At 70.1% G+C, this 8,529-nt stretch carries 6 protein-coding genes and 1 rRNA gene; 4 read left to right on the plus strand and 3 right to left on the minus strand.

Going from position 1 to position 8,529, the window contains the following annotated elements; all coding sequences use genetic code 11:
* Together BFN33_RS48895 and BFN33_RS48900 are read right to left on the minus strand one after the other, a co-directional pair.
* A partial coding sequence (locus tag BFN33_RS48895) for a sigma-70 family RNA polymerase sigma factor (RefSeq protein ID WP_141758089.1) occupies positions 1-1,111 on the minus strand: 1,111 nt, incomplete at its 3' end.
* Positions 1,112-1,370: 259 nt separating this feature from the next.
* The gene (locus BFN33_RS48900; RefSeq protein ID WP_069766692.1) at positions 1,371-2,153 is read right to left on the minus strand and encodes a TetR/AcrR family transcriptional regulator; all 783 of its coding nucleotides are present in this window, start codon (positions 2,151-2,153) and stop codon (positions 1,371-1,373) included.
* Between the two features lie 373 nt (positions 2,154-2,526).
* Between BFN33_RS48900 and BFN33_RS48905 the strand changes: the two genes are divergently transcribed.
* Both BFN33_RS48905 and BFN33_RS48910 read left to right on the plus strand, forming a co-directional pair.
* The gene (locus tag BFN33_RS48905) at positions 2,527-3,906 is read left to right on the plus strand and encodes an NAD(P)/FAD-dependent oxidoreductase (RefSeq protein ID WP_069766693.1); all 1,380 of its coding nucleotides are present in this window, start codon (positions 2,527-2,529) and stop codon (positions 3,904-3,906) included.
* Between the two features lie 218 nt (positions 3,907-4,124).
* On the plus strand, positions 4,125-5,765 hold the full coding sequence (locus tag BFN33_RS48910) for a SpoIIE family protein phosphatase (RefSeq protein ID WP_069766694.1): 1,641 nt from the start codon (positions 4,125-4,127) through the stop codon (positions 5,763-5,765).
* 105 nt (positions 5,766-5,870) lie between these two features.
* Here BFN33_RS48910 and BFN33_RS48915 read toward each other — a convergent pair whose 3' ends face one another.
* Positions 5,871-7,127 (minus strand): MFS transporter, encoded by a 1,257-nt coding sequence (locus tag BFN33_RS48915; protein ID WP_069766695.1) that lies wholly within the window; start codon positions 7,125-7,127, stop codon positions 5,871-5,873.
* 134 nt (positions 7,128-7,261) lie between these two features.
* Here BFN33_RS48915 and BFN33_RS48920 point away from each other — a divergent pair, with 134 nt between their 5' ends.
* Together BFN33_RS48920 and BFN33_RS48925 are read left to right on the plus strand one after the other, a co-directional pair.
* Positions 7,262-7,810 (plus strand): MarR family winged helix-turn-helix transcriptional regulator, encoded by a 549-nt coding sequence (locus tag BFN33_RS48920; protein ID WP_069766696.1) that lies wholly within the window; start codon positions 7,262-7,264, stop codon positions 7,808-7,810.
* Positions 7,811-8,394: 584 nt separating this feature from the next.
* A 16S ribosomal RNA gene (locus BFN33_RS48925) occupies positions 8,395-8,529 on the plus strand; the annotation flags it as partial.

Raw genomic sequence — 8,529 nt, forward strand, 5'->3', positions numbered from 1 at the left:
CCGCCCCGCCCGCCCCGCCCGAGGAGCCCCCGCTCGCCGCGGCGGCCGCGCCCGCGGCTCCGGCAGCTCCCGCCCCGGCGCCGCCCGCGATGAGCCCGAGGGCCTTGGCGTACCCGGCGGCCCCGAACCAGCCGATGACCGCGATCGGTACGACGGCCGGGATACCGCCGGCGACTTCCTTGATCTGGCCTGCGGCCAGTCGGCACTTGACGCACTCCTCCAGGTGCTTGCGCAGACCCCGTTCGGCACGGGTGCGCAGCCCGCCGCGGGCGTAGGCGCCCAGTCGGTCGGCGTAGCGGGCGCACTCCTCGTCGGCGGCGAGAGTGGCGCTGACGTGGGCCTGGAGGTACGCCTGCTTGAGGCCCTCGCGGGCCCGGCTGGCCAGCACCCGGGTGCCGTTGGCGTCGAGTCCGAAGAGGGTGGCGACCTCGCTCGGCGACTCGTCCTCGACCTCGGTGTGCCACAGAACGGCCTGCCAGCGCTCGGGCAGTGACCGGAAGGCCTGCATGGCCATGGACTGCTCGGCCACGTGCATCGCGCGCACGTCGGCGCCCAGGTCCAGAGTGTCGTCGTCGGAGACCTCGGAGGAACGCGTGGCCTGCGCGGCGAACACCGCGAAGTCGTCGACGAGCTGCTCCCGCTTCGCCGACTTCGTCCAGCCGGCGGCGACGCGGCGGATGCTGGTCAGCAGATAGGGACGCACGGCGTGCTCAGGGCCGTGGCCGCCGCGCACCGCCTGGAGCATGCGGGCGAAGACCTCGGCGGTGAGGTCGTCCGCGGTGTGGCCGTCGCGGCAGCAGGTGCGGGCGTAGCGGCGCACCGCCCCCGCGTGGCGCCGGTAGAGCGCCTCGTAGGCCGTGTCGTCGCCGGAGCGCATCCGATCGATCAGGTCGGCGTCGGACAGCGGCAGCTCCCTGGGCGCCGGCAGGACGCCGCCGTCCTGCCGCCGGTCGCGCTGCGCCGGAACGCTGCCCTCGACGGGTTCGCCGCCCTGTGCGGGAATGCCGCCCTGCGGGATCCCGGCGCGACCGCCCTGGCCCGGCACCAGTGGGGTGCCCCCGGCTTCCCCGTCGCCCTCGTCAAGGGGTTCGTTCCGCCCGTCAACGCTCATCGCGGAATGCCCCCGCCGCCGGCCCAACCAGTCCCGAACACCGGGTCAGAGTGCCATATTGGCTTTTGGTCAGCGCCCCTCCGTATGGAGCATCCACTCGTCCGTGGGGACTTCCCGCACGGCAGCACTGAGGATCACCCGTCCGGGGAAGACTCAACTGCCGCGGCCGGCGGAGGAGTTGGCTCGCCTGCCCGGAACGCGCCGGAATGGGCCGGGGCGCGGACGTCAACCATCCGCACCCCGCTGTCACCCTTTCGAGTCACGCCGGCCGGGACCGCAACCCCTCCAGCAGGATGTCCAGCAGCCGCGCCGAGGCGGCCGCCTGCTGCGCCGCGTCCGGCAGCGAGGGCGCCGCGGTCGCGATCACCAAAAGGACGTCCGAGACCGACACGTCGGTCCGCAGCTCACCAGCCGCACGCGCGCGGTCCACGAGCCGACCCACGACCTCCAGTAGGGCCGCCGCCCCGGCGTCGTCGTCGGCGGAGACCATCGGGGTCTCCTCCGGCACCAGCCGCAGCTCGCCGGAGCCCGGAGTCGTCCGCTGCTGCGGCACCCGCGCCCCGTCGTAACCGTCGGTGCCCTCGTCGGCGACCCCGACCCGCAGCACCTGCGGCGGCAGCAGCCGTCCGGCACCGGACGCGACCGACGTGCGCAGGAAACGCGACAGCGCCGACCACGGCTCGTCCTCCTGGCCGAGCGCCGCCCGCGCCTGGTCGGTCAGCCGGGAGGTCTCCTCCTCGGCTATCCGCCGGACCAGGACGTCCTTGCTCGGGAAGCGCCGGTACACCGTGCCGACACCGACCCGGGCGCGCCGCGCCACGTCCTCCATCGGCGCGCCGTAGCCCAGCTCGCCGAAGACCTCGCGCGCCGCGCGCAGTACGTGTTCCAGGTTGCGCTGTGCGTCCACGCGCAGCGGGGCCGAACGCGATCCGTCACGTCCGTTGCCCGCCGCGCTCATCGCCGAACCCATCGGGCCGCCCATCGCCCCGCCACCGGGTGCGATGGCGGACGCGGTGGACCAATGAGAGTCCTGAATGTGCATAAATATCCCCCGGTAATGACGTCTCCCCCCGGAGACTCTCCCCGCCATCGAAAGCCGGAGCGTGCGGAACAAGCCCGTTTCGCGAGTCCGCCCGTCGCGGACCCGGAGCGCATCCCCCTACACCCCGTCGACACACGAACATAGTTGAGCGGGGGTCAATTCAGAAGGGGCAGGTTCCGCACGGAGCGCCCCCCGATCGGAGTACGGGTGGCAAACGCCCCGATTGCACCCCCTCCGCCCGCCCGGCGCACACCCGTTGACCTGCGAACCTTCCGCGCGCTCCGGAGATCCGGCCAACCCGGCGCGCCGATGAACTCCGGTCACACAATTTGTCGAGGCTGTGGACAAACTCAAGCGACGGGTGCGTCATGGGATGGTGAAGGAACGTGCGCGCATTCTGGTTGTCGGCGGCGGCTACGTCGGGATGTACACGGCTCTGCGTCTGCAGCGCAAGCTGAAACGGGAACTCGAGCGGGGCGAAGTCGAGATCACGATCGTCACGCCCGACGCCTACATGACCTATCAGCCGTTCCTGCCCGAAGCGGCCGCCGGGAACATCTCCCCGCGCCATGTCGTCGTACCACTGCGCCGCGTCCTGGACCGCTGCCGTGTCGTCGTCGGCGAGGCCACCGCGATCGACCACGCCAAGCGCACGGCCTCCGTCACCACCCTCGCCACCGAGGAGGAGCGGACGGGCGGCGAAGAGCTGTCGTACGACGAACTGGTCCTCGCGCCGGGTTCGATCGCCCGCACACTGCCGATCCCCGGACTGGCCGACCACGGCATCGGCTTCAAGACGGTCGAGGAGGCCATCGGCCTGCGCAACCACGTCATCGAGCAGATGGACATCGCCTCCTCCACCCGCGACCCCGCGATCCGCGACGCGGCTCTCACCTTCGTGTTCGTCGGCGGCGGCTACGCGGGCGTGGAGGCCCTCGGCGAGCTGGAGGACATGGCCCGCTACACCGCGCGCTACTACCACAACGTCCGTCCCGAGGACATGAAGTGGATCCTCGTCGAGGCCTCCGACCGCATCCTTCCCGAGGTCGGCGAGGAGATGGGCCGCTACACGGTCAGCCAACTGCGCCGCCGCAACATCGACGTACGCCTGAACACCCGTCTGGAGTCCTGCGTGGACCGCGTCGCCGTCCTCAGCGACGGCAACCGCTTTCCCACGCGTACGGTCGTGTGGACGGCCGGCGTCAAACCCAGCCCGCTCCTCGCCGCCACCGACCTCCCCCTCAATGAGCGGGGGCGGCTGAAATGCACCCCCCAGCTCACCGTCGACGGCACCACGCACGCGTGGGCGGCCGGAGACGCGGCCGCCGTCCCCGACGTCACCGCCGAGGAGCCCGGCAAGGAGACCGCCCCCAACGCCCAGCACGCCGTCCGCCAGGCCAAGGTCCTCGGTGACAACATCGCGCACGCGCTGCGGGGCGAGCCCCTGGAGACGTACTCCCACAAGTACGTCGGCTCGGTGGCCTCCCTGGGCCTCCACAAAGGTGTCGCGTACGTCTACGGACGCAAGCTGAAGGGCTACCCTGCCTGGTTCATGCACCGCGTCTACCACCTCAGCAGGGTCCCCACCTTCAACCGCAAGGCCCGCGTCCTGGCCGAATGGACCCTGTCGGGGCTCTTCAAGAGGGAGATCGTCTCCCTCGGTTCACTCGAACATCCCCGAGCGGAGTTCGAACTCGCGGCCGGTGGAAAGCATCCTCACGACCCGACGAACGACCCGAAGGGGTCGTCCTGACCGGACCGAGGAACTCCACGGACCGCCCCGGCGTCTGACGAATGTCGACCCGGTCGGTCACCCTGCCAGACTGGTGCCCGACTTCGGACGGGCAGCCGCCCGCCCCTCGAACCAAGAGGTTTCCCCGTGCTGCACCCCCGGGCTGCCGTCCCCAGCCCCCCGGCCGGGCCCGGAGCAGGCCCGAAGACGCCGAAGACGACGACACGAGGCAAGGATTCGTGAACTTCACGCGCTGGAGCGCCCGCCTCCCCGGAACGCAGCGCCGCGCCGCAGCGCGGACCGACGAGTTGGTCACCGAGGACCGCCTGAGCGACGGTGCCGTCCCCGCGGCCCGCGCCGAACAACTGACCGTGCCGGTCCCCGCCGTCGACGAACTCCCCGTACGCGAGGTCCTCGACCGAGTCCCCGCCCTCGTCGCCCTCGTCCACGGACCCGACCACCGCCTCGCCTACGTCAACGACGCCTATGTGGTCGCCTTCGGCCTGCGCCCCACGGGCGAACCGGCCCGCCGAGCCCTCCCGGAGCTCGACGAGATCGGCCTCCTCCCGCTCCTCGACCAGGTACTGCGCAGCGGCAAGCCCCGCACCGTCAAGTCCCGCAAGGCCCCCGACGGCCGCTCCTACACCTTCACCTGCACCCCGGTGACGGAAGGACACGATGGCGGTGGCAGCGGTGTCCTCGTATTCGCGACCGACGTCACCGACCACGCCGAGGCCGCCGAGCGCCTCAGAGCCAGCGAACGCCGCCAGCGCGAGACCGCCGTGACCCTCCAGCGCAGCCTGCTCCCCCAGGAGCTCGAAGAACCGGACGACCTGCGCATCGCCGCCACCTACCTCCCCGGCGGCACCGAGGCCGCGGTCGGCGGCGACTGGTACGACGTCATCACCCTCGGCGGCGGCCGCACGGCCCTGGTCATCGGCGACGTCATGGGCCGAGGGGTCCGCGCGGCGGCGGTCATGGGCCAGCTCCGCACGGCCGTCAGGGCGTACGCCCGCCTCGACCTGCCCCCGCACGAGATCCTCCAGCTCCTGGACGGCCTCGCCATGGAGATCGACGCCAACCAGATCGCCACGTGCGCGTACGCCATCCACGACCCGAACGAGGGCAAGCTGGTCTACGCCTCGGCCGGTCACCTGCCCATCCTGGTCCGCGACGAGAGCGGCGTCGTCCTGCGGGCCGACGAACCCACCGGCCCGCCGCTGGGCACCGGCGGCTGGATGCACTCCTCGGGCTCCATCCCGCTCGGCCCCGGCTCCACGGCGGTGCTCTACACGGACGGCCTGGTCGAACGCCGTGACGAGGATCTGGACGAGGGCATCGCCGCACTGGAGCGCGCCCTGGCCGGCGCGACCGGCACCCCGCAGGTGATCTGCGACCGCCTGGTCCGCTCGGCCGGCGTCACCGCGGAACACGACGACGACGTGGCCGTCATGGTCCTCCAGCACCCGGCCCACACGGGCCCCGACGGCGATCTCTTCCGCAACGCCGCGTTGGAGCTGCTGGGCGGAGTCGAGGCGGCTCCACGCGCGCGTGCGTTCGCCTCCGGCGTGCTGACGAGTTGGCGGTTCCCGGTGGAGCTGCATGATCTGGGCGTGCTGGCGGTGAGCGAGCTGGTCGCCAACTCCCTGCAGCACGGGACCCCGCCCATGCGGTTGCGGCTCCGCCGTACCGACCGGCGACTGATCGTCGAGGTGACGGACGGGGACGACCATCTGCCCCGGCGTCGGCGAGCGGAAGCCGGCGACGAGTCCGGTCGGGGGATCGCCATCGTGGCGACCATCGCGTCGAACTGGGGGTCCCGGAGGACCCCGGGGGGCGGGAAGGCCGTCTGGTGCGAGTTCGTGCTGCCGAAGGGGTAGCGCCGCGGGGCGCGGATCACTGCCGGGCGCGGGTTGTCCGTGACCGGTCGCGCCCGTGCGGCGGTAGCCGCACATCGATACAGCCCGCGCCCCTAGGGGTTGCGGCTAGGCGGCCACGGACTCCGACGTCGCTCCACCCTGGGCCACCACTCGGCTCTTCCGCAGTGACGGCTGGTTCTGCGCCGGGGTCAGCTGCCTGCCCAGTCGGACGGCCAGGTAGGTGATCCCCAGCGAGAACAGCAGGAACGTCACGATGTACGGCGCATGCAGGGAGGCACCCATCGGGCCGCCGACCGCCGGGCCCACCGCCAGTGCGAGCTGCTTCACCAAGGCGAAGGCGGAGTTGTACTGGCCCGCCATTCCCTCCGGCGCCAGATCGGCGACCAGGGGGGCCACCGTCGGCGACAGCATCGCCTCGCCCAGTCCGAACAAGGCGTACGTCGAGACGAAGGCGGCCGTGGCCATCTCCCGGCTGCCGTGCCCGAGGCCCGCGTAGCCCGCCACGATCCACGCCACGGACCAGATGATCCCGACCGCGGCGATCACCCGTGACCGCCTGCGCCGCTCCACGAACTTGAGCACGGCGAACTGCGCCACCACGATCATCGCGGTGTTGGCGGCCAGAGCGGTCCCCATCGCAGAGGGAGAGATACCGGCGGCCTCGACGCCGTAAGCGCTCAGCCCGGACTCGAACTGTCCGTAGCAGGCGAAGAACAGCACGAAGCCCAGCACGCACAGCTGCACCATGGCGCGGTTTCCGAGCAGCTGCTTCCAGCTGCCCCTGGCGGACTGGGCCGGCGCGCCCTCGATACGGGGCGCGTGCGGCAGTCGCAGAGTCGCCATCACGACCACCAGCAACAGGAACACCGCCGCCTCGATCGTGAACAGCACGGTGAAGGACGTGGCGCTCGACGTGTCGACGAGGTGCCCGCCGATGAGACCCCCGACGCCGAGTCCGAGGTTCTGCAGGAAGAACTGCGTCGCGAAGGCCCGGGACCGCGTCTCCGAGGTGGAGCAGTCCACGATCATCGTCGCCAGCGCCGGCTGCATGACGGCCTGACCGGCCCCCAGCGCGGCCGCCGAGAGCAGCACGGTCTCGGCATGACCCGCGAGGCCGAGACTCAACGCGCCGAGCGCGGCCGTGATCAGGGCGACGAGCAGCACCGGCAGCGGGCCCCGCCGGACGATGGCCCGCCCGGCGAACGGCAGCACGATCAGCGCCGCCACGGCGAAGACGGCGAGGACCAGCCCCGCCGTCATGGCTCCCAGCCCGCGCACCTGAGCCACATAGACGTACAGGTAGGGGACGGTGAAACCGAGCCCGAACGCGCTGAGTGCGTTGCCCACGTGGATCCGGCGCATCGCAGCGCCCCTCGCCCTGGTCACGTTCACCTCTCTCACTAGTTAGGAGTGAAGACTTCAAAGCTAAAGTTCGAAGCTAAATAGTACACAGTGAAGGACTTCAAGGCAAAGGAGGTGCGTGCCATACTGCGGCCATGGCCGAGACCCCTGGCGTCCCCGAGCCGACGCTCGAAGAGCAGATCGCCGCCTACCAGCGCGAATTCCAGGACCTCGACCCCCAGGTCGAGCAGATCGTCTCGGCGCTGGCCCGTCTGAACCGCCGTATGAACGTCGCCTACGGCCGCCAGACCGCAGATCTCGGCATCAGCAACGCCGAGTGGGAGGTCCTCAAGGCCCTCGTGCTCTCCGGTGCCCCCTACCGCATGGGCCCCAGCGATCTCGCCAAGCGCCTCGGCCTCACGCCGGCCGCGATGACCCACCGCATCGACCGCATGCTTGCCGAGGGGCTGGTAACCCGGGAGCGGGACGAGAGCAATCGCGTCCGCGTGATCGTGGAGCTGACCGCCGAAGGCCGCGAGAAGTGGCTGGAGGCGATGCGCCTCGCGACAGTCTTCGAGGAGGACCTGCTCCAGGACCTGTCCGCCGAGGAGCGCAACACCCTCGGGGACGTCCTCACCCGGCTTCTGCGTAGGGTGGAGCACGCACAGCCGGACGCCGGCGGGCGGCTCAGCGACCTCGACTAAAAGATCTTGACAGAGGGCGCTTGACAGCCACTTTCCGGATCCGTAGAGTTCTTCGGGTTGCCACGGAGCCGTAACGGTTCTGTAGTAGCACCTTCGCCGCGCAAGCGGCCACTCAAACCATCAGAACGATCTCCCAGCCGGGATGAATTCGGTGTGCCCGAATTCAATTCGATTGGGTGCGGCCCTCGATTTGGGACCGCAGCGAGAGTCCGCTAAGGTTTGAGACGTCGGAACGGCCCAACGGCCGGGAAGGCAAGCCCCGCTGACTGGGAATCAGGCCCGAAAGGATCTGATAGAGTCGGAACCGCCGGAGGAACCGGAAACGGTCTGATAGAGTCGGAAACGCAAGACCGAAGGGAAAAGCCCGGAGGAAAGCCCGAGAGGGTGAGTACAAAGGAAGCGTCCGTTCCTTGAGAACTCAACAGCGTGCCAAAAATCAACGCCAGATATGTTGATACCCCGTCTCCAGCATCTGCTGGGGCGAGGTTCCTTTGAAGAAAACACAGCGAGGACGCTGTGAGCGACCGCCTTATTCCGGTGGTCGCTCCGCTCTCGTGATGTGTCGACCGGATTACCGGTAAACATTCACGGAGAGTTTGATCCTGGCTCAGGACGAACGCTGGCGGCGTGCTTAACACATGCAAGTCGAACGATGAACCACTTCGGTGGGGATTAGTGGCGAACGGGTGAGTAACACGTGGGCAATCTGCCCTTCACTC

Source organism: Streptomyces sp. LUP47B, assembly GCF_001746295.1.
Classification (GTDB): Bacteria; Actinomycetota; Actinomycetes; order Streptomycetales; family Streptomycetaceae; genus Streptomyces.

Coding starts and splice junctions, on each gene's coding strand:
- BFN33_RS48920 (WP_069766696.1), top strand. CDS start 7,262: ATGGCCGAGACCCCTGGCGTCCCCGAGCCGACGCTCGAAGAGCAGATC.
- BFN33_RS48905 (WP_069766693.1), top strand. CDS start 2,527: ATGGTGAAGGAACGTGCGCGCATTCTGGTTGTCGGCGGCGGCTACGTC.
- BFN33_RS48900 (WP_069766692.1), bottom strand. CDS start 2,153: ATGCACATTCAGGACTCTCATTGGTCCACCGCGTCCGCCATCGCACCC.
- BFN33_RS48915 (WP_069766695.1), bottom strand. CDS start 7,127: ATGCGCCGGATCCACGTGGGCAACGCACTCAGCGCGTTCGGGCTCGGT.